At 31.9% G+C, this 22,645-nt stretch carries 14 protein-coding genes; 10 read left to right on the top strand and 4 right to left on the bottom strand.

All coding sequences use genetic code 11. From position 1 onward, the window contains the following. The first annotated feature begins 256 nt into the window (after nucleotides 1–256). Nucleotides 257–2,752, top strand: coding sequence for a DEAD/DEAH box helicase family protein (locus tag DW1_RS12015; RefSeq protein WP_074350859.1), 2,496 nt, complete (start codon nucleotides 257–259; stop codon nucleotides 2,750–2,752). A gap of 324 nt (nucleotides 2,753–3,076) precedes the next feature. Next, nucleotides 3,077–3,958: a tyrosine-type recombinase/integrase gene (locus DW1_RS12010; RefSeq protein ID WP_074350858.1), complete on the top strand. Its 882-nt coding sequence runs from the start codon at nucleotides 3,077–3,079 to the stop codon at nucleotides 3,956–3,958. A gap of 617 nt (nucleotides 3,959–4,575) precedes the next feature. On the opposite strand, the gene DW1_RS12000 is transcribed toward DW1_RS12010, so the two are convergent. Together DW1_RS12000 and DW1_RS11995 are read right to left on the bottom strand one after the other, a co-directional pair. Further along, nucleotides 4,576–5,109 (bottom strand): hypothetical protein, encoded by a 534-nt coding sequence (locus DW1_RS12000; RefSeq protein ID WP_074350856.1) that lies wholly within the window; start codon nucleotides 5,107–5,109, stop codon nucleotides 4,576–4,578. Between the two features lie 608 nt (nucleotides 5,110–5,717). Next, complete coding sequence (locus tag DW1_RS11995; RefSeq protein WP_242942494.1) at nucleotides 5,718–7,844, bottom strand: methyl-accepting chemotaxis protein; 2,127 nt, start codon at nucleotides 7,842–7,844, stop codon at nucleotides 5,718–5,720. Nucleotides 7,845–8,098: 254 nt separating this feature from the next. Here DW1_RS11995 and DW1_RS11990 point away from each other — a divergent pair, with 254 nt between their 5' ends. From DW1_RS11990 to DW1_RS11980, 3 genes are all read left to right on the top strand, one after another. Continuing rightward, nucleotides 8,099–8,884 (top strand): transposase, encoded by a 786-nt coding sequence (locus tag DW1_RS11990; protein WP_074350855.1) that lies wholly within the window; start codon nucleotides 8,099–8,101, stop codon nucleotides 8,882–8,884. A gap of 324 nt (nucleotides 8,885–9,208) precedes the next feature. Then, nucleotides 9,209–9,907: an ABC transporter ATP-binding protein gene (locus DW1_RS11985; RefSeq protein ID WP_074350854.1), complete on the top strand. Its 699-nt coding sequence runs from the start codon at nucleotides 9,209–9,211 to the stop codon at nucleotides 9,905–9,907. 47 nt (nucleotides 9,908–9,954) lie between these two features. Continuing rightward, nucleotides 9,955–13,314 (top strand): ABC transporter permease, encoded by a 3,360-nt coding sequence (locus DW1_RS11980; RefSeq protein WP_074350853.1) that lies wholly within the window; start codon nucleotides 9,955–9,957, stop codon nucleotides 13,312–13,314. Nucleotides 13,315–13,379: 65 nt separating this feature from the next. Here the strand turns inward: DW1_RS11980 and DW1_RS11975 are convergent, their stop codons facing one another. Beyond that, the gene (locus tag DW1_RS11975; RefSeq protein ID WP_074350852.1) at nucleotides 13,380–14,876 is read right to left on the bottom strand and encodes an S-layer homology domain-containing protein; all 1,497 of its coding nucleotides are present in this window, start codon (nucleotides 14,874–14,876) and stop codon (nucleotides 13,380–13,382) included. A gap of 273 nt (nucleotides 14,877–15,149) precedes the next feature. On the opposite strand from DW1_RS11975, the gene DW1_RS15580 reads away from it, so the two are divergent. Next, nucleotides 15,150–15,308: a hypothetical protein gene (locus tag DW1_RS15580; RefSeq protein WP_159433589.1), complete on the top strand. Its 159-nt coding sequence runs from the start codon at nucleotides 15,150–15,152 to the stop codon at nucleotides 15,306–15,308. Between the two features lie 174 nt (nucleotides 15,309–15,482). Continuing rightward, nucleotides 15,483–17,549, top strand: coding sequence for a stalk domain-containing protein (locus DW1_RS11970; RefSeq protein WP_074350851.1), 2,067 nt, complete (start codon nucleotides 15,483–15,485; stop codon nucleotides 17,547–17,549). A gap of 176 nt (nucleotides 17,550–17,725) precedes the next feature. Here the strand turns inward: DW1_RS11970 and DW1_RS11965 are convergent, their stop codons facing one another. Further along, complete coding sequence (locus DW1_RS11965; RefSeq protein WP_242942493.1) at nucleotides 17,726–18,856, bottom strand: FAD:protein FMN transferase; 1,131 nt, start codon at nucleotides 18,854–18,856, stop codon at nucleotides 17,726–17,728. 334 nt (nucleotides 18,857–19,190) lie between these two features. On the opposite strand from DW1_RS11965, the gene DW1_RS11960 reads away from it, so the two are divergent. The 3 genes from DW1_RS11960 to DW1_RS11950 all read left to right on the top strand — a co-directional run bounded on the left by DW1_RS11960 (nucleotide 19,191) and on the right by DW1_RS11950 (nucleotide 22,642). Then, nucleotides 19,191–21,056, top strand: a complete 1,866-nt coding sequence (locus DW1_RS11960; RefSeq protein ID WP_074350850.1) for an FAD-dependent oxidoreductase — start codon at nucleotides 19,191–19,193, stop codon at nucleotides 21,054–21,056. Nucleotides 21,057–21,163: 107 nt separating this feature from the next. Beyond that, entirely contained in the window at nucleotides 21,164–22,135 is a 972-nt protein-coding gene (locus DW1_RS11955; protein ID WP_074350849.1) for a polyprenyl synthetase family protein, read from the top strand. Between the two features lie 156 nt (nucleotides 22,136–22,291). Further along, nucleotides 22,292–22,642 (top strand): FMN-binding protein, encoded by a 351-nt coding sequence (locus DW1_RS11950; RefSeq protein WP_074350848.1) that lies wholly within the window; start codon nucleotides 22,292–22,294, stop codon nucleotides 22,640–22,642. The last annotated feature ends 3 nt before the right edge of the window (nucleotides 22,643–22,645 follow it).

Here is a 22,645-nt window from a genome sequence, read left to right as displayed (position 1 = left end):
TTTTCTTCATTCTAGCAACCAAACATAACAAATGTCTAGAGCAATTTGTATTGTAAATTATTCAGCATATTTATCCGCTAATTCTTTTCTGTATACCGTTATAACTTTAAAGTCGATTTTAAAGGTACTACAGTTCATATTAATAAAATTATTGCAAATTTAAGATAAACTGTCAAATTTTGCAGTTTTATGTTAGTATATAATAAATGGTAATATTCTATATTTAAATAACAATTTTTATTAAGGGGGATTAGCAATGTTTATAGACTTCAGTAAAATTGGGGATATTGACTCTACGAATAAAATCTTACATCCAAGGGAAATTTTTATGTCACTGCCAGAAAAACATGAGAAGTATGCTTATCCAAGAGACGTTCAATCGGAGGTATGGAACCAATGGTTTGAACTAAAAGATAATGAGTACAATGTTATTAAAATGAATACTGGTAGCGGCAAAACAGTTATTGGCCTAATGATATTAAAAAGTTGTTTGAACGAAGAAAAAGGTCCTGCTGTTTATATAGTTCCAGATTTATATTTAGTAAGTCAAGTAATGAGCGAAGCTAGAAATCTTGGAATAGAAACAACGACTGATGAAGATGACTTTAACTTTAGAAAAGGAAAATCTATATTAGTAACCACAATTCATAAGCTTATTAATGGGAAATCTGTTTTCGGAATGAGAACAGATGGAACAAATATACCAATCGGAAGCATTGTTATCGATGATGCACACGCCTGTCTCAATACTACGGAATCACAATTCACTATTGAAATATCTGCAAATGAAGATAGATATTCAGATATTTATAATTTGTTCAGAGAAGATCTAAAACAACAATCAGATAGTAAAGTTTTAGATATAGATGAAGGTATCCCTCAAGTAAGGATGTTGGTTCCTTATTGGGCGTGGCAAAGCAAAATTGAGGATGTAGATAAAATATTACGTAGAGAAAATAAAAGTAAAAATTTAATGTTTACTTATCCACTTATCAGGGACTGTTTTAAACTATGCAATTGTGTTATTTCAACAGAGAAAATAGAAATATCTCCTAAAAGCATACCTATACATAAGATTTCAAGTTTTTATAATACAAAAAGAAAGATTTTTATGAGTGCTACATTAGCTGATGATAGTATCTTAGTATCACATTTTAATGTAAACATCGAAAAACTTGATAAAATAATCACCCCTGCAAGAGCTGATGATATAGGGGATAGACTAATACTAGTACCGCAAGAAATAAATACTAATTTAACAGATGATGATTTAAAAAACAAATTTAAAGAACTATCTAAGATTCATAACGTTATTGTTATAGTTCCATCAGATTATAGGGCTAAATACTGGAATGATGTAGCCGATGATGTATTGCGTTCAAGTAATTTACATACTGGAATTCAGAAACTTAAAAATGGACATGTTGGCTTGGTAATCTTAGTAAATAGATATGATGGTATAGATTTACCTGATTCTGCATGCAGGATTTTAGTCATAGATGGACTTCCTGATGCAAGAAGTGAATATGACAAAGTTGAACAGAGTGTTTTATTGGAGAGCGAAAGGATTTTAAACGAAAAAATTCAAAAAATAGAACAAGGTATGGGAAGAGGCGTAAGATCTAATACAGATTATTGCGTAGTGTTTTTAATGGGAAAAAACCTAACTAGTACACTATATGCTGAAGGTGCTTTAAATAAATTTAGTGCCGCTACAAAAGCGCAGATGGACTTATCTTCAAAAATATCAGAGCAAGTTAGAGGAAAAGGTATTGATGAGATTATAAATGTTATTGATTACTTATTGACTAGAAATCTAGATTGGATAAAAGCTAACAAAAGATTCTTAGTGAGTATAGAATATGATAAAACAAAGAAAATTAACCCAACACTTCTTGCAATGAGAAAAGCTTTCGATGTTGCAGAAAAAAGAGATTATCAAAATTCAACTAAGATCTTACTCGAACATATTAATACAATAGAAAATAATTATCTTAAAGGATGGTTAAAGCAACAACTTGCAGAATACGAAAATCATATTGACCCAGTAAGTTCACAATCAACATTAAAATCTGCTATAAATGATAATATTCATGTTTTGAAACCTATTGAAGGAATTCAATATATGAAAAAGCTAGATAAATATTCAAGCCAGAGTCGCCAGTTTGTTAGTTTTATAAACAAAAAGGGTCTAAATGAAAATACATATATCTTAAAAATATACGATTTGGTTGAGAAGTTAGTATTTATACCTGACACTGCTCCGAGTTTTGAAGAAGCTTTAAAAGAATTGGCGTATTATATTGGTTATACAGCTAGAAGACCAGAAAACGAAGTAGGTAAGGGTCCTGACGTTTTATGGAGAATTGGTGAGTTAAGCTTTTTGGTTATTGAATGTAAAAACGGCGCTACTAATGAAATAATAAATAAACATGATTGTAATCAGCTTAACGGTTCAATTACTTGGTTTGATACGCATTACGAGGAGAATGACTGTAATTGTACACCAATCATGATACATCCTAATAATGTCTTTGAATATGCGTGCTCTCCTCATAAAGATATTAGAATATTAACTAAAGATAAACTACAAAAGCTAAGTGATAATATTATAGGATTTGCAAAATCAGTAGTGTTACCTGAAAACTTCAAGAATCTTGAAAATATAAATAAACTATTAATTGAATTTAAATTGGATAACAGCAATTTTGTAAATTCATATACAACATCATTTAGAGTAAAGAATAATTGAAAATTTAATATTTAGTTTTTTACATGAATAAATGGTCATGAAAGGTTGTAGTTAATATTTCATGACCATTTAATTTTTTAATCTAAATACTTTATCTATTTACATATAAATTATAACTTATTAAAGTCAGCAATTTATAGCAAATGTAGCAACATAAACCCGCAACATAATATGCATTATGTTGCTAGTTTCATAATATTTTGATATGATTTTTATATAAAAGCATTAAATAACTACAGGAAAACTGGCAACATAAAACTTTTAGATGATATTTTCAATTTTTATATTTTCATATATCAATTTTTAATGAAAGGTAAGATGTTCATGATCCTGATCGAAGAGTTTAAAAACAAATTAATTAGACAGAGTAATTATTCGGATAATACTATAGAAGCATACATAAGGACAGTAAAAGATTTTGAAAAGTTTATAGCTTCAGCTACTGGCTCAGAATTTAATCCAGGAGAGATTATAGAGCTTGATGTTAAAGAATATAAAAGTTATCTTCTTAATATTAAAAAACAAGCTCCTAATACAATAAATCAAAAGCTTTCAGGAATTTCTTCATACTTTAACTTTTGCATGGCCAAAAGTATAGTAAAAAATAATCCAGCTGCGGCTATAAAGAAAGTAGCGGTGCAGAATAAAAAAACAGCTCCTGAGGTATTAGAACAAAATGAGTTTTATCGCTTAAAAAGAGAAGTTTATAAAGGAAACAACAAGATGCACATTCTTATATTTGAGCTTTTGTATAACACAGGGGTCAGAGTAAGCGAATTATGTAATATAGAACTAGACGATATGAGAATATCTGAAAGGAAAGGGTTACTTAAAATTAGAAGCGGGAAAGGCGAAAAATATAGAGAAATACCTTTAAATTCTGATGCTAGAAAGGCAATTATAGAATACTTAGAAATAAGGCCTTATACTGATAGCAAGAGACTAATAATAGGGGAACGTGGACCAATGGGAAGGACAGGTATATTTAAGATTATTAAGAAGTATTCTAAGTCTTCTGGAGTGGAAGCTCATCCTCATACTTTAAGACATCAATTTTGTCATGATCTTTTAGTACATGAATCAATTAGTACAGTTGCAGAATTTGCAGGACACAGTGATATAAATACAACATATAGATATACAATAGCTACAAAAAAAGAAAAATATGCGGCTATTGAACACTTAATCAATTCAAGTTTTAACTAGGGAAGTTTTATTCTGGTAGAATCAAAAAACATTCCCTCATAATCATAAAAGCTAAAACAACTACTTGGGTATTAGTTATAAAATTAGGTTCTTGGCTTGGAAGAATTCGTAAAAATACATTAAAAGTAACTTTAGTAATGCAAAATAATCTGTGCTTTCTGTAAACATGTATTTGTAGTGGTATATTATGCTTTTAAGTAAGTATTTTGATTAGAATGATTTTCTTCAATAACTATATCATCGTGTAAAGTCACAAGTATTTTTAGTTTTCTGGAATTAAATTTATTATAAAAGACTACAAAAATTATTGATCCAAGCATTAAAGTAATATAAAGAACACAAATATATAGTATATATATAAATACCGTTTGCCTTAGGCTGACAAAAGCAAATATAGATTTAAAAAATACTGTTATAAAGAAACTTAATATAGCTAATGGCACAAAATAGATTAAGCTAATTGATTTTAAATATGACTTTAATTTTATTTTTTTCACATAGTAGGTATTTTCCACTACACATCCTCCTTTTATAATTAATAATGGTTTGATATATATATCCTTTGGGCACAAGAAGTTCTATATAGCTTGTCAAATTTCTTTATGTAAGAATATTGCTTAGTCGATATGAGTAATCGTTTTTGCTATTTCAGTACTAAAATGATTGAGCAGCATTTCTTTAATTTTCTCAACATCAAATTCGTCTATATTCGATATCACTATATAATTTTGGTAGTCATATGCTCCTATAACGATAGAATCTTTATGCTGTATTTCTTTATACAACATCATTTTATTCCAACCTAATCCTTGAATACTCTCCATAGTTTCATATGAAAAAGAATCTATAAAAGCTGTTAAAGTTATCTCATTGAGTTGACTATTTCCAATAGTATCAACATCTTCTATATTATCAATTGACTGGCTGAGCAGAGTATCGCTTATACTACTATCTTCCAATGAATAAGATGCGAATAATTTATCATAAATACATTTATCTATATTATTATAATCACTCTTATAAAAACACAATTCCACATGCCTACAGTATTTACTTTTAATAGCATAAGCGTATAATTCTAGCATAAACTTATTTCTTTGTAATTTAGTATGTTTTCCTGAAAAATGCAACTCCATATATGTATCTTTCATAATTTTCTCCTTTTAAAATAAAAAATTTTTAATAATTTAACTCGATTGTTTATTTTATAATAACATTTTAAATGCATTTGTGGTAGTTTTTATAAATAAGTGATTGATGATTTTTTATAGAAAATAGGATCCCAACATCTATATTTTAATAAAAAGCTCTCATAAGTGCATTAGGGATAAGTGCATTAGGGACGGTTCTTTTTGCATTTATAAGTGCATTAGGGACGGTTCTTTTTGCATTTATATCGCACAGCTCCTAAAATATAACAATATTTTGAGGCAATGATATGGTAAGAGTTGTAAGAAAAAAGCTCAAAATGATGAGAGGGAACAATAGAGAAATGATATTTACGAAAGCTGCGGAAAAACAATATTTTATTGGAAACTACAGGAACAAGTAGAAATATGGGCAAAAATAAAAACAAGATATTTAATTGCTGTTTTCTTGATAAAGACTCATGATTTAAACCTATAGCTGTATTATAATCTTGGTAAAAACCCTTATGCTCCATCTTTGATATGCCGAGCATAAGGGTCTTTTATTTGTAATTTATAGGAAAGTTTAGAATTCATTAATTTATTGTGCTTTGATTTGATATAAGCCTATTTTACATTTTAAACTTTCTAATAATTGAATTTAGACCTTCTCCAAGACTTGAAAGGCCTTCACTAGCACTTGATATCTCTTGGATAGAAGCGGTCTGCTCCTCCACAGATGCTGTTACCTGCTGGGTAGCAGCTGAATTTTCTTCTGCTATAGCTGAAAGATTTTGCAAAGTATCTAATATTTCATTTTTCATTACTTCCATTTTTCTACTTGAAGAGTTTAACTTTTCAACAGCTTTTTCCGTATCTTTCATCGCATCTGCTATTAACATGTATTTGTCTTTATTCTTTATAACACTATCAGATTGTTCATTTGCTATAGTAGAAACTCTCTCCATAGTTTTTACTGCATTGCTTGCATTGATTTGAAGTTCCTTAACAATTTCATCTATAGATTTAGTAGATAAGGAAGACTGCTCCGCCAACTTTCTTATCTCTTCTGCTACTACTGCAAAGCCCCTTCCAGCCTCTCCAGCTCTTGCTGCTTCTATAGCTGCATTTAGTGCTAATAGGTTAGTCTGATTTGAGATAGATGCAATTACTTCACTGGCTTGTCCGATTTTGTTGGAGCTTTCATTAGTTTTTAATATAACTTCGAGTATTTCTTTTGTTGCATTATTGCTTTCCTCAATTACTTCAGATAGTGTTTCAATTTCTTTCAATCCTTCATTTACTACACCAGATACCTTATTTGAAGCTGTATTTAGCTCTTTTACATATTCTAAATCTTTTTCTATACTCTCTCCTAATAGAATTGCTTTTGCTGAACCTTCTTCTGTATTTCGTGCTTGATCCGCTGCCCCTCTAGCTATTTCCTCTGCTGTTTTTGATACTTCCTCTGCAGCAATAGCTGATTGTTGCGTAGCAGTTGTTAACTCCTTTGAAGCAGCGTATACTTGTTCAGAAGAATGATTGATTTCACTGATGATTTCTTTAAGACTATGAGTTAAACTTTGGATTGCTTTAGCTAGTACCCCTATCTCATCTTTCTTTTTAAGATAAGCCTCTGGAATATCTTGAGAAATATCTAGATTTGCAATTCTTTCTGTGCCTTTCACCGCCCAAATAAGTGGTTTTGTAATTGAATTTCCTGTTATGTATGTTATGAAAATGCTTAATATCAATATTACAACTGTAAATATTATGATGCTTCTTTGTAGTGCTGGAATTGCTGATAGCACTTCACCTTCATTGGCAGTAATAACTAGTATCCAGTCAGTACCCTTAACAGGTGCATAGCCAGCATATATATTCCTGCCTTCAAGTGAATAACCGATAACTCCATTTTTTTTCTCTAATATTTTTTCAAATAATTCTGCAACTGATTTATGAGTTTTATCATTTTTTTCTTCTTCAAATGGGTTATATTGATTTAGAACCCTACTCTTGTCAGGATGTGCAACTACTGTCCCTGTGCTATTAATCATATAGGCATATCCTTCGTTTCCATATCCCATATCATCTGTAACTTCACTTAGGGTGTTTCCACTTCTACGACCTACTAATGCGCCTACAACTTTACCTCCCTTTTCAATAGGAGCAGCATAGATTAAAGCAACTTCACTTGTTGTATGACTTATTATCAAGTCTGATACGTTTGATTCTCCTTTTAAAGCTTTTTTTACATATTCAGCATCTCCCAGTTTAATAGTTGTTCCATCTGTATAACTTACAGTTCCATCTGGCTGAACAACCCCAATGTCGTAAAAGTTTAATCTATGTAACTGTCCTTGAAGTATTGGTTTTTGCAAACTCCAATCCATACTTTGAATATCACTTATCCCTGCAAGGGTTTCTAGTGCTTTTAATTGAGTTTGAATCCTACTATCTGTTACTTTAGAACCTTCTACTGCTAAAGCTAATAGAGATTTTTCAGCTTCTTTAGTAAGAGTTGTACCGCTAAATACCATAGAAGTCATGCCTATAACGATAGATGAAAATAGTATCAGAATTGAAAAAATAATAACTAATTTAGTTTTTATACTTCTAAAGTTAATTTTTCTATTATCCTTGTTCCGTAATTTTTTGGTTATTTGTGACTTTACTCTAATGTTCTTAAAATTAAATTTTTTGCCCTTTTTATCTGTTTTTTTCTTCATTGTTTTAAGCTTCATTTTTATGTCTTCCAAGTTGATTCCTCCTATAAAACAAAATGAAATTAAATGTCACTCTTTGTCCGATTATTAAATCAGCTGCAATTTCGTACTTAAAACTTTTCATTAAAATTAATTTAAAAGATTAACATTACCGACAGCCTATATATATATTATACATTATTTCAGTAAAAATGGTAACTTTTTTATAGGATGCATTAGGGACGGTTCTTTTTGCATTTATATTGCACAATTCCCAAAATATGATAATATTTTATTGAGGTGATAATATGGTAAGAGTTGCAAGAAAAGAAAGCCCAACAGGATATTATCATGTAATGATGAGAGGGAATAATAAAGAAATGATATTTGCGAAAGTTGCGGAAAAAAAGTATTTTATTGAACAACTGCAGGAACAAGTAGAAAAAAAGAATATTTCAATTGTTGCATACTGTTTAATGAATAACCATGTACATTTGTTAATACACTCAGAATTACCGAAGATGACTGATGCATTTAAAAGGATAAATATTAAATTTGCAGGACTTTATAATTCTAAGTACGAAAGAGTAGGGCATGTTTTTCAAGATAGATTTAAAAGTGAAGTTATAGATTCAGAAGGGTATCTAATAAGAGCTATGAGATATATACATAATAATCCAGTAAAAGCTAAGATAGCAATTAATACAGATGATTATTATTGGAGTAGTTACAAAGAATATATAGAAGGCAAAAATAAATTAGTATGTCCTAGAGAACGAGAATTTATACTAGGTCTATTCTCATACTCAATAGAGTATTTCAAGAGTTTTCATTTAGAAGAAGAAATAGAAGAATTTTTAGAAATTAGTGAAGATTTAGAACAAGAACGTGAAGAAAGAGCTCAAAAAATTATTGATAAATTTTTAAAGAAATATGATATAAGAGATATTAAGGCATTAACTAATGACAAAAATATTTTAGAAGATACGGTTAAACAACTTCTTAAGAATAGTTATTTATCACACAGAAGAATTGCTGAATTATTACATGTAAGTCGAGGGACTATTCATGGCATAGCAAAAAAACTTGATTAATGCAAAAAGAACCGTCCCCATTGCACCATTGCATCCCCGTTAAAGATAGAACCATATATTATTCTTTAAATGATTTTGGAGAAGATTTAGTACATATAATTGGACATTTAGAAGATTTGGAGGAAAAATACTTTCAAGTTTTTAAGACATATTAATGTAAAAATCAAGAATATTTTACAAAGATGAAATAAATTAATATTTTTAAATATTTAGAAAATTACCACAAATATCGGAAGATTTATTGCTTTACTGCAATTTTGAAAACAACATATTGATAATGTAGGTAGTATGTGTTATATTCTTTAAAACTTGGGAGGTGTTTACATGGGTATTATTCTTAGGACAGAAAATATTGAAAAGACTTATGGTAAGGGAGAATTGCAGGTTAATGCATTGAAACCTTTAAACTTGGAAATAGAAGAAGGATTCTTTTATGCTATTATAGGTAAAAGTGGTTCTGGAAAATCAACTCTTTTGCATATTCTAGGGGGGTTGGACAAGCCGACTGAAGGGAAATTATATCTAGAAGGAAAGAGTGTATTTGATTTGAAGGACTCAGAACTAGCTGTATTACGTCGTAGACGTATAGGCTTTGTATTTCAGGCTTTTAATCTTTTACAAGAGCATACTGTTATGGAAAATATTCTTATGCCTATACATTTAGATGGTGGGGAACCAGATATGAGTCATTTTAATGAGGTAATAACTTCTTTAGGTATTGAAGGGAAGCTATCCTACTATCCTGATGAACTTTCAGGTGGGGAAAGACAACGTGTTGCTATTGCCCGTGCTTTAGTTTCTAAACCTGCAATAGTTCTTGCAGATGAGCCTACTGGAAACTTAGATGAAAAGACAGGACGAGAGGTTCTAAGGCTAATAAAAGAATCTGCTAGGAAATTTAATCAGACAATTATACTAGTGACTCACGATTTAGAAATAGCTGCTGAAGCAGATAGAATAATTACTATTGCAGATGGAAGGATTTCTTCTATAGTAGATGCAAATGAATTTAAACATATATAAGACGAAAGTTGGGGATTTATGCAATAACTTCAAATGAGGGGGAGCATATGAAAATTAGAGACATTGCGAAAAGAGGATTAAAGGGAAGAAAAAGAGATACTTTTTTGCTTAAACTAGTTATTACATTATCTTTTATTTTTATTGTGGCATCAACTATATTTCAGGCTAGTACAGATAAAACTAAGCTAGAGCAAAGACTTGATTTATATGGAGAATGGCATGCAGCATATCTTAATGGAGACGAGGAAGTTTTAAATAGTTTGAGACAAGAGCCAGAGATAGATAAGGTGGGTGCGAGCTTAATCATTGGGGAATCAGATACCTGCGGAGTTGTAGGGTCTTTTAATCAAGAATTAATAGAAATGGGGAGATTTTCGTTATATAAAGGTCGTTATCCAGAAACGGCTGATGAAATAATGCTGGAGCTTAACCAAATGAGCAAGATGAATCTTAACTTAGAGGTTGGTCAAAAGGTACAGGTTGCCATTGCATTTCAAACAGTGGATGGAAGTATGAAAGACTATATAAAAAGTCTTAACAAAGAGTTTATTGATAGGTTTAATAAAGAAGTAGAGGGAGTAAATTTCTTAGGGTTAAAATGGTTAGTTAAAGACTATGAGGAGAATGTTGGAGAGTTGCCTACAGATGAAAAAGAAGCTGAGGCTGAGTTAAGAAAACTATACTCTAAATATTATTTTTGGAATAATATTAACCATCACCGCCATCTTGAAACTCCCTTTGAACAAATAGGAGATGTGACAGTAGTAGGAAGCAATGATTACGTGAATTATTACTTTATGGGAGATGAAATAAACCCTGAAATAATAAGGGAAAAGGGGCTTTTAAGAAATCAGAAGATTATCCTTAAGAAGGAATTTACTGTAACTGGTATATTGCAAACCTATACTGATAAGTGGGACTTAGGAGGACATAAGGCTACTAATGCTTTTATAACTGAAGAGGGAGCAAGGACTTTTACAGATGCTTTCTACAATACTACAATAGGCGATTTTTCAAATTATAAAATGAGATATAATATGTTTTTAGTCTCTAATTCCAATAAGGAAAATTTGCATTCTCGGTTGGAGAATAAATATTCCAACTTAGAAGAAACTCTGAAAAATGAAGAGTTAAATATAGATGTAAATGAGTGGTATGGTAGATATATGTTTGGACTAACAGATGAAGAAATAGATGCGGAGTTTAAAAGAGCAGAGAATTGGGGACTTAGTAGGCGACAGTTAGATGACTTGGGAGATAATTATTTAGAGGGACAAGGGAACACAGAGAGTAAGATGGAAATAAATACTGATAATTTTCGTAGAAATAGATTTTCTTATCCTGAAACCACTGCTTCAACTGAGTATGTTCTAACCTTAGCAATAATTGCGGTTATATTTATAGCAACAGCTTTAGCTATATTCCAAATTTTCTTAACACAAATGAAGAGAAGAGCTAGAAAAATAGTGCTTTTGAAATCAATTGGTGCTACTAATGGACAGATCATAAAGATGCTTTTATATGAAGGATTATATCTTTTGAGAACAGGAGTGTTAGTTGGTATACCTGGAGGATTTGGGCTGGCAGCTCTAATTGTGTTTGGAATGAATATTTTTGGAGGAAGAAATCTACAGTTTCATGTGATTCCATCTTTTCTTTTCATTGGTATATTAGCAGGATGTTTGGCGCTGTTTGTTGGCATGGCAGTACCTATGTTATTTGCTACTAGAATACCTCTAGTAGGCACTATGTCAAAGCCTCCTAAGCGTAAGAAAATTAAGCACAAAGCCCATAATGAGGCAAAAGTAAAACGCCAAACCTTCAGATATATTAATTGGAGATATATAAAAATGAACAAGGGCAAAACATTTATATCCTTTGGCATATCTTTCATCACAATTACTATAATGCTTACAACTGTTCTACTATGTTATATTTCTTTTGATGACTATAAGAACATAGTCTTATTCAATGGAAGACCAGACTATTCTCTTGAAACTTATTATGGTGAAACAAGTAGAGTTATTAAAGAAGTAGATGAAAATTTTAAAGCAATGGATGGGATTAAATCTACAGAGGTATATAAGGTAGGAAAGCAAACATTACTATGGTATGATGGAATCAAAGAAAATAAATTATTGAGAACTTATGAACAACTGTTACCACAACGTCTTCTACCTAGGCATTTTGTTAGTTATGATAAGACATATGAAAATGAGCCTGAGTGGATAAAAGATGCATTCTACACTAAAACCTACGGAATAGACCCAGACAGCGAATTGTTTTCTCGATTTAGCCTTAGCGTCACTAAAGGAGTAGTTGATAAGGAGAAGTTTTCAAAGGGTGAAGAGATTATACTATTAGTTCCAATGTATATTTCAGAAAATACTAATATTGATGTAAGACCTTTCAATGAAAATGAAGTAATAGCTGCAACAAATGAAAATAACAGAATGAGCTGGTTACTTGAACGAAGTGGTACATACAAAATCACATACGATAGCAGGTATAGCAAATATTATGATACGCTTGAAGACATTAGACCAGGCGATACAGTTTATTTGTCTTCTAATGATGAGAAAATAGTGAATGAAAGCTATGTGATTAGTTTTAATACAAAAGAAGTTAAAGTTGGAGGCATCATACACTATTTTCCAAAAGAAGGGATGTGGCCATTTTCTGATAGTATAGCACCTTATGTGGTTATTAGCTCATTGAACGGTATGGAGTCTATTTATCCAGGTTCTATATTTGGGCTATATCCCCATACTTTAGAAGAAAGAAAGACAGCCGTAGATGTGATATATCCGACTAGGTACGGACGTACTCTTTGGTATTTAAATACTGATTCTAGGGAGCAAGATGTAGTATTAGATTCAAAACTATTAGCTTATGCTAATAGCAATGGATATACTGTATATAATTATAAGGCGAGCAATTCCAAACTGTATCAAGAAGCCTTTAACAATGCGCTTATTATTGGATTACTAGGGTTTACAGCAGCAACTATAGCATTTATAATTTTATACAACACAATGTCATCTAAATTAGAGCAGGATAGAAATAGAATAGGAATATTACAGTCCCTTGGAGTGACGAATACTCAGTTTTCAAAGCATTATATTTGGTTAGGTATACTTAATGGGCTGATATCAATAATAATTGTTAATATATTACTATTAGTAGTACTGTTTATGACATCTATGGCTACAGTAGATGGAATAGCTATGACCTCTGGAGATTATATCAAAGACATATTTGCATATAGATTATGGCTATATCCTTGGATGCTTCATATAGCTATATGTGCAGTGTTCTCTATATTAACAGTGTTAATATATTATATACCTAGCAAAAATATAACTAAGCAATATCCAGTTGAAAATATAAGGAGTCTTGGAAGATAAAATACATCAAGCAAAAGTCCTCTATTAAGAGAAGTCTAATAGAGGACTTTACTATTTTCTATACTTTATTTGAACTTCTCATAACTTCTTACACCCATAGCTATAGCTTGCTCTCTAGTAGCTTGTGCATACCCTTGCGCTATTTGTGTTTGAGTTATGGCCTTAGGCATAAAATTTCCGTTAGAACCTTGTATTATACCGTTCTTGCTCATGAATTTTACATGTTCAAGGGCATAGGCTGCAATATCCTTTTCATCATTGAAAGTAGGAGCACCATCAATAGAAAAATCTGCATCTGGTACCATAGCTCGTATTCCACGACTGAGCATAGTAGCTAACTGTTCACGACTAATAAGAACTTTTGGAGAAAACGTAGTAGCGGAAGTTCCTGCTGTTATACCAACTTTATAAGCCTTAAGGATTTCAGGATTTGTTGTATCTGTAAATGGATTTGGGCTTGCTGGCTCTATAGTTTTTCCAGTTGTTTTTTCATAAAGCTTTACAGCAAGTTCAGCAAACTCCTCTCTAGTAATAGGCTTTGTCATGTCAGCGCCCTTTAAAGAGCTAGGAATTAAACCATAATCATCTGCCTTATCAAGTTCTGATTTAGCCCAGTTAGAAGCGTTGCTATATGATTCTACCTTAGTTGAAGCTATATTTGAAAAGTCAGAACGAATATAATTAGAAGTTGTAGGTTCAGCTTCAAAAATGATTCTAAAGTAATAGACGTTTTCCTCAATTACTACCTTATCTACTAAATTTTTTTCAACTGGATCGAAAGTATCAGAGGACATCAATAGACTACTTGGAGCACTTGGCATCCATTCCCATGATTCAGTATCCTTAAGCCATGGCCCATCTCCTACTTTAAAGTCAATTTTATGATATACAGGGATGTGTTTGTTTGCTTCAACTATAGATTCTGGTATTGTCCAGTTAAGCTGGAAATATGGTCTATTATTGTTATCCTTCTTTACTTCTACCTTAAGGTCCTTTGGAGCATCTAGTTTAGTAATCTTAGCAGTGTTTGCATTCTTTCCTATGGCAAATACATCTGAATAAGGCGAATAAATGGTTTCAAATTCGTCATAACCTGATTCGAGAACATACCTTAATCTAAAATAGTAGGTATTATTTTTTAAATCAAATTCACCATCATCATTAGGATCAAAATGCCATGTAGTGAAAAAACAGTCTTGCACACGAATTCCATCTACATCACCATTTGGAACCCACTCTGTAAAATAACCATGGATTTCATCGTTGAAATTTGGATCATTACGTGTCAAACCTATATTCCAATTACCATCATTCTTTTTCCAATCAAACACATAAACCAAATTTGCATAATATTCAAATGTTCGATCATTTGCATCGTTAGCTATCTGAACAATGCTTTTAGGATTAGTCCAACGGACCTCCAATATTCCTCCATTATCTCTTACTGTTAGACTCTCAGGCCTTTCCAAAGAGGTAGGCATAGGTTTTTCTGCAGAAGCTAATACTATACATGACAGAGTTAATATTATAACAAGAACCAGACTCATTATTTTCTTATGCATGATTATTACCTCCATTATATTATTTATGTACTTACTCATATACTAAACAATTATCATCAGGTTTTGTTTCAAAAAATTATCATTTTTTTTAAAGAAAATTGCTGTCTTAATACTTGTTTATTCATCTAAGCCAAGGGGAATAATTATAAAGAGGTGATTAATATGGAGTTTGGCATATCCAACAAAGCAAAAGAACGGTTAGAACAAGAGTTCAGTGGAAAAACAGTAAGGATTTTTCCCTATAGAAGAAGCTGATCAGGGGTAATATTTGACTTGGCTCTGGATGAGCCAAAAGATGATGACAATGTATATAATATTGGTTCAGTAAAAGTAATAATAAATAAGAAGATAGAGAGTTATGCTCCAACTATAGACATTGACTATGAAAGTTATGAATGGGGAGATGATTATGTCATAACTACTCATTTTTAACTTGCTTTGATGACAGGATACGATTTATTCTGTCATCTTTTTGTAATCAAATAGTAACTTAATTAATTTTGTAATATGGTGTAGAATATTAGTATAGGAACTGTTTTTACAAAAATAAAGGGGGAGATAAAAATTAGAATAATAAAATGGATACAATTTTACATAACATTAATTATGCTTATGTTTCTTCAATTGCCTAGTCCTGAGGCTTTGGCTTCCAATGAGCCTAGATTATTATTAAATGGACAGGATATCACTACAATAGCAAGCCCAATAATTCAAAACGATAGAACTCTAGTACCTATACGCTTCATAGCAGAACAGCTTGGAGCACAAGTTAAATGGAATAATGAGGACAGGACTGTTAATGTGGTAAAAGGGAATGCTTCGATTCTTTTAAGAATTAATAGTCACCTAGTTTCATATGAGAGTGGAGAGAATGGAGAAAAAGCATTTAGCTTATGCGATGTGCCTCCCACAATAATCAATGAGCGTACCTATGTACCTCTACGTTTAGTTAGCAATGCTCTAGGTATTGGAGTTGATTGGGACGGAGCTACTAACACTATACTCATAGATTCTAGCAAAAAGGCAGATGTTGAGCCATTTTTTGATGTAAGAATATCATCTCTTACTTCAGGACAAGCTATCACAGGAAAAACAGAGCTACAAATCCAATTACCTAATGGAGCTAGCACAAAGGCAGTGGAAATAAAATATCTATTACTTGACCCAAATACAGCAAAAGGAACTGTTGTAGCAAGAGGAAACAAGTTAGAGGAAAAATATCTTTGGATACCTAATTTACAGGATAGAGGAGAAAAGGTACTTGTAGCTGCTCTTTATGATAGCAATGGGAAATTCTTAGGAGGAGACTCTATAGCTGTAAATATAGAAGTTATTCCTAAAATATCATTAACAGGTTTAACACAAGGTCAGTTAATAACTGATACTGTTTCCATGAGTATAGATACGAACTTTATTGCGTCCTATGTTAAATACGAGATTACTAATTTAGACAACAACAAAGTAACAAAGACTTCTGAGGCTGACCCATATGGGCCATATACTTGGACTCCTAATATGTACGACAACGGAAATTACTCATTTAAGGCAATAGCATATGATAGTGAAAATAATGCTTATGAAAGTCAGATTGTATATGCTAGAGTTGATATGCCTCGTAAGCTGATATTAACCGGTGTCTCAAATGGTGCAACGATTACTAAGCCAGTAACACTTTCATCTTCTATTAATTTCTATGTTAGTCAGACAGAGTATGTACTAAGAGATCCAAGTACTGGGACAGAGAAAATTTTAGCTCAAATACCATATGGCAGTTATAAATGGTTTCCAGGACCTGAGTACACAGGTACTAAGGAATTATTAGTTAGAGTTAAGGATACTAAAGGTATAATTCATGAAAGTAAAGGAGTAAGTGTTAAATTTTCAGGTTCACCTAAATTATTTTTAGAAGGTGTAGGACCTAAGCAAGTTATTACAGGACCTGTTAAATTAAAGACTGTTAGCAATGTTGCTTTAGACAATGTAAACTATATTCTAATCAATGCTAATACTGGAGCAAGAAAGGTCATAGCATCTAACCAAGCTCCACAAGCTGAGTATACATTTACGCCTGCCCAAGGGGATGAAGGAAATTGGATAGTTCAAGCTGAGGGAATATATAATTCAGGAAAGAAAGTACTAAGTGAAGAAATCCCTGTTAGAGTCTACTTAGGTAAGACTTATTCTGCTGTTCCTGTTGTAGAAAAAGACAATTTTATTGGATTTGCATCTAAGCTAGCTAAGGCTTCTTGGGAAAAGACAGGTATGTCAGCTGCCATACAAACAGCTCAAGCTATTTTAGAAACAGGCTGGGGGCAAAGTGTACCAGTAGATAAATACAATGGTAAGGTATCATATAACCTATTCGGATATAAAGGGAGTGCATCAGCTGGCTCTGTAATATCTAACACATGGGAGGTTTATAATGGAGTGTCTTTCCGTGTAGATGCAGAATTCAGAGCATATAACAATCTAAATGAAAGCTGGGCTGATTACAATAATTTACTGCTAACAAGAGAAAGATATGGTATCTTTAGAGATGTAATGCACGATAGTACTCAAGGTGCGTGGGCTCTAAGAAGAGCAGGATATGCTACTGACCCACAATATCCAATAAAGCTTATGAAACTTATTAAGCAACATAACTTACACAAGCTTGATGAAATAAGTATATAAAAAAAGAGGTATCACTAAGTTACTTTTGTAGCTTGTGATACTTCTTTATTTTTAATCAAAAGAAAGTCTTACTATCATTTTTTATATAAGAGGATTTGCTACTTATGAGTTTCAATAAAAGCTCTCTTAGTTTTAAGCATTTCCATAAAAGTCTTAATTTCATGCTTTGAAATTTCTTAGATATCCTTTACAGTGAATTCATCATTTGTAATAGTCAGAGAATTCTTAATGTCTTCAGTAATGTACACATTCTTAGCTTTATCTACAAAAATAGCATCAACTCCGTCAAGACTTTTAATTATTTCTGCTCCTTTTTCAAGTCCCAGTGCAAATACTGTAGTAGACAATCCGTCAGCATCTATAGACTTATCAGCAATTATGCTGACACTCATTAAGGAGTTTTCTACTGGATAGCCTGTGAAGGGGTCTAGAATATGATGATATGTTTTGCCCTTTTCAGTAAAATTCCTTTCATATACTCCAGATGTGACTATGGTCTTATCTTTAACTTTAAGAATACCTAAGTGTTTATTTCTTGCCTCAAATGGGTTTTGCAAACCAATATTCCAAAAGTCAGCCTTGCCATTTCCACCTAAAGCCAGTATATTGCCACCTAAGTCGATGATTGCATTATGGATATCTTTAGACTTTAGATAATCTGCAACTACGTCGGCAGCATATCCTTTTGCAATTCCGCCTAAGTCTATGATCATGCCTTCCTTTGCTAGCATAATGCTCTTGTCAGATTCATTAAGCAATATATTAGTATAATCAACTTTACTTAATTCTTTTTCTATTTCAACTTGTGTTGGAACCTTAGGGGCATTGGTTCCTATTCCCCATAGTTTTACTAAAGGACCTATGCTAATATCAAATCTCCCTTCTGAAAGCTCAGAATAATATTTTCCTCTTTCAATTACATAATAGGTCTCTGGAGATACTTTTACATAGGATTTACCAGCACTTTTATTGATTCTAATTACTTCGCTATCTTCAATATTTATGCTCATATCATTTTCTATTTCCTTTAAAAGAACGAAGACATCATCAAATAGCCTTACAGGTTGTGATTCAGGAAATTTTATTTGTACCACTGTTCCTAATAGAAAACCTGTTTTTTCTTTAATTAAACTGTCTTTAGATAGATTTGCCCCTTTATATTTACTGATAATTGAATACATACCAATAGCTATTACAATAATGGACAATATATAAACAATAAACTTTTTAGTTTTTCCATTCCCTTTGTATTCTATGTTAGACTCTTCTTCATTTTTAATAATAGTCATTTTTCTGTTTTTTTTCATACTTTCCCTCTTTCTTTATGATTCAAGTTATATGCTATCAAAAAACATTATAGCATTATTGAAAATATCTTTAAAGTAAAGAAAAATACTAACCTATTATTCTTTCATAAAAAGCAGTGATTAATTCATGAACAAAATAAACAAATTGTATAGGTAATGACCAAAAACTTTGTAAATATAGACATTTGTTAGGGTTATGATAATATTTTAACTAGGATAGTTAGTAGATTATCAAACTTATAGTGGGTCTATTTTATTTACTATTATTTTCAATTAAGACTAAGTTCATGAGATGATTAGCTCATTTGAATGCAAAATAAAGGGAGGTCAAGTAATGGCTAATACTAAACAAATAATAGTACTAGGGGGCGGCTATGGTGGTATATTAGCTGCAAAAAAACTAGGAAAATTGTTTAAAAAAGATGACAGCGTGGAGGTTACATTGATTGATAAAAAGCCATATCATACAATGTTAACAGAGCTACATGAGGTTGCAGCAGATAGAGTGCCTGAAGATTCTATTAGAATCGAATTCAAAAAGGTATTTGCTAAGAGAAAAGTAGATTTCGTACTTGACGAAATTACAGACATTGATTTTAAAGCTAATACTTTAAAGTCAGAGAACAATACCTACAAATACGACTACCTTGTATTAGGTACTGGTTGTAAACCAACGTACTTTGGTATACCTGGAGCAGAGGAATACACTAAAAAGCTTTGGTCCTATGAAGATGCTGTTGGTCTAAAAGAACATATCCTTCATATGTTTAGGGAAGCAGTAAAAGAACCTAATGCAGAAAAAAGAAGAAAGATGCTTACATTTGTAGTAGTGGGCGGAGGCTTTACTGGAGTTGAAATGATAGGAGAGCTTGCAGAGTGGAAAGATAGACTTTGCAAAGACTTCTATGTAGACAAAGATGAAGTAAAACTTTATGTAGTAGATGCCCTGCCAAAAATCCTTCCAATATTCCCAGATAAGTTAATAAAGAGAGCGGAAAATAGACTTAGAAAACTAGGCGTTGAAATAATTACAGGAGCAGGAATTACAGAAGTTAAACCAGGTTCTGTTACAATGGGAGATAAAGGTAGCATAGAGGCTGAGACAGTAATTTGGGCAGCAGGAGTTGAAGGAGCAGACTTATTAGATAATTTAGACATTGAGCAAAAAGGCAGAAAGAGAATTGTCACTAATGATAAGCTTCAATCAGTGGATTATGATAATGTTTACGTAGTTGGAGACAATATATTCTATATACCTGAAGGTGAAGAAAGGCCAGTTCCACAAATGGTTGAAAATGCAGAGCATTCAGCACCACTAGTTGCGCACAATATTTATTCAGATATAAAAGGTGGAGAAAAGAAATCATATAAGCCAAAATTCCATGGAGCTATGGTTTGTATTGGTGGAAAATATGGTATGGCTCATGTAGGTTTACCAGGTAAGTTCTTTGGATTACCAAGCTTCTTTGCTATGCTTTCAAAACACTTCATAAACCTATTATACTTCTTCCAAGTAGCAGGTTTTAATAAGTGCTGGTCATATATAATGTATGAATTCTTCCATGTGAAAGATAATAGAAGCTTTATAGGTGGACATTTAGCTAAACGTTCTCCAAATTTTTGGTTATTCCCATTAAGATTATTCGTTGGATTTAAGTGGTTAATGCAAGGTTTAGATAAATTGCCAAGCATTCTTGAAGATCCTTCAAAAATATTCTTAATACCTGCACCACCAACAGCAGGCAATGCAGCAGCAACAGCGGCAGCTTCAGCAACAGCGGCAGCTTCTGGTGCAGCTGAAGTAGCATCTCAATGGGGGGAAGCATTGCCAGTACCTGAATTCATATCCAATATCGTAAGCTGGACAATGGATATATTTTTCTATACATCTGATGGAGGATACACAAAATTAGCTGAAATTTTCCAAGCAGGTATGGTAATAGGTGAAATAATAGTAGGATTATTATTAATTGCAGGATTATTTACAGCTTTGGCTTCTATAATATCTGTTGTAATGGGACTTATGATATGGTCTTCTGGAATGGCACCAACAGAAATGCTATGGTATTTCGCAGCAGGTATTGCGTTAATTGGCGGCTCTGGAAGTACATTAGGGCTTGATTACTATGTATTACCTGTTCTGAAAAAATGGTGGAAGAATACAGGATTTGCAAAGAAAACATACCTGTATATTGATTAGATGATAAAATCTAATGTCCTTTTAAAGAATTCTTTAGAAGGACATTTCATTATTATGTAGAATCATATAACTAACAATAATTTTAAATGATAGGCAAAGGTGAGAAGATGATTAAATTTTGGAACGATTATCCTGCATTTATTGAAGAATTAAATGAAGTTAAGAGTATCATAAAACAGAATATCAAGTCCAGAGAGAGCATTTTAGAAGAATCTATATCGCCAATGCTTGAAAATGGTGGTAAGATGCTTAGACCAGCTTTTCTTATTCTGGCCAGCAGGTTTGGTGAATGTGATTTAGACAAAATTCATAATATAGCAGCAGTGATTGAGATGCTTCACATGGCTACATTAATTCATGATGATATAATAGATGATGCAGAGATTAGAAGAGGTTGTGATACTGTACAGTTCAAGCATGGAAAGGATTATGCAGTATATGTTGGAGACTTTCTTTTCTGCCAATGTTTTAACATGTTAGCTAAATATGATTATCACATGGAGAATCTAAGGGATATTTCAAAAGCATTGACTAAGATATGTATGGGAGAAATAACTCAATATAATCTTAGATATGGGAAAAATGCAAGTTTAAGAAACTATATACGAATAATATCTGGAAAAACTGCAGCTCTTTTTGCAATAAGCTTCTATGTGGGAGCACATGAGGCAAATTGTCATGAATCAATAACAAACTCTCTAGGCAAAATAGGATATAATGCAGGAATGGCCTTTCAAATTATTGATGATATACTTGATTTTAATGGTAATACAAAAAAGTTAGGAAAATCTGCTTTAAGAGATTTACAAAAAGGTTACTATACTCTACCTTTAATTTATGCCTTACAAAATGACAAGGATGGTAAGCTTAAAAAGCTGCTGGATAGCCAATGCCTAACAGAACTTGAAATAGATGAAATATTATTACTAGTAAATAAATACGATGGTATAAATAAAGCGAAAGCAGTTGCAGATAGATATACTGAAAAAGCAATTAATAGAATTGAAAAGCTGCCAGATTGTGAGGCCAAAAGAATAATTAAAGCTTCTGTGTCAAAGTTGTTAAATAGGGAATATTAAGAAACTTTAAAGACCATAATATGTGTCCATACATATTATAGGTCTTTTTTATGTGACAAAAAAGCCCATAGATGTTATAATTATTATAATGAAATTTACAATAAGACCAAAATTTTTTTAATATTTTTAACCTCTAATTATAAAGGGGAAGATTCTATGAAAAGAACTTTATTGATTTTATTAATTGTTGTGTTAGCTTTTGGGCTAGAAGCATGTACATCAAAACAAAACCTATATGTTCCAGGAGAATATATAGGAGTTGGAGAAGGACATCATGGTCCAATAAAGGTTAAAATAATAACTGATGAATATAATATATTGAGTATCCAGGTTATTGAAGAATATGAAATGCCGGAGTTTGCAGAGATTGTTTACAAAGATATTCCTAATAGGGTAATTAAATCTAATAAACCTGATGTAGAAGTGGTTGCAGGAGCATCATATACAAGTATTGGGCTTATTGATGCTATTAAAGACGGACTGAGTAAGGCATTAATTAATCAATAACTA

The sequence above is a fragment of the Proteiniborus sp. DW1 genome, from assembly GCF_900095305.1.
Taxonomy (GTDB): domain Bacteria; phylum Bacillota; class Clostridia; order Tissierellales; family Proteiniboraceae; genus Proteiniborus.
The sequence above is the reverse complement of the archived record's forward strand: the minus strand, read 5'-3'. Positions and strand labels throughout refer to the sequence as shown.